This window comes from Agrobacterium sp. MCAB5 (assembly GCF_052114365.1).
GTDB lineage: Bacteria > Pseudomonadota > Alphaproteobacteria > Rhizobiales > Rhizobiaceae > Agrobacterium > Agrobacterium tumefaciens.
Map to the genome: position 1 here is coordinate 1 of NZ_JBFREP010000148.1, position 588 is coordinate 588.

Sequence of the window (588 nt, forward strand, 5' to 3'; positions counted from 1 at the left end):
CAGTAGCTACGGCGATTTTGGGTGTCAACGATTTTTTTGAGGCGTTGCGAATTTTTTCCGACGGACGTTTGTGGTCGCGAACCGACGGCGGCGGCGTTGAAGTGGCCAGACTAGTGCTGGCAAAGCGTGCGGCCGCGCGCTGGTATATTTCGGCAGACCTCATCAGCGCCTGGGCATCCGCCACTCAGAGACTACCAGGCGCGGTGGGCGATGGTTTTGGTGGCAAAGAGTAGACATGGGAAGGTAAATGGCGACTGACCCCGCGTCGCTGCGGATTGTATCCAACCGGATAGCATCGCTCCATGATCTGACGAACCGCATCGCGCACAAGCGCTTCGATAGTCGCCGATATGGTCATGGTGCTCTTCTAACAGCTAAATTAGGAGAGAAAGCTTCTATAAATCCAGGTGCTATCCGGATTACTGATCAATGGGCCGAGGGCCCAAACGATGACCCGAGGCCGTGCCGAAGCGTCCAGACCACCACACTGGGAAGCTAAACCCACCCGGTCCGAAGCCCAGATTCTAAGTACTCATGATAACGCTGCCAGCAAAAGGAGATTTTAGATGGGCGATGTCAGTCCAACGG

1 protein-coding gene is annotated in these 588 nt (G+C 55.4%); it reads left to right on the forward strand.

The genetic code is table 11. The features are described 5' to 3' along the window. On the forward strand, nucleotides 1–233 hold a 233-nt coding region (locus AB4Z23_RS27895), incomplete at its 5' end, for a hypothetical protein (RefSeq protein ID WP_441361228.1). Nucleotides 234–588: the final 355 nt, after the last annotated feature.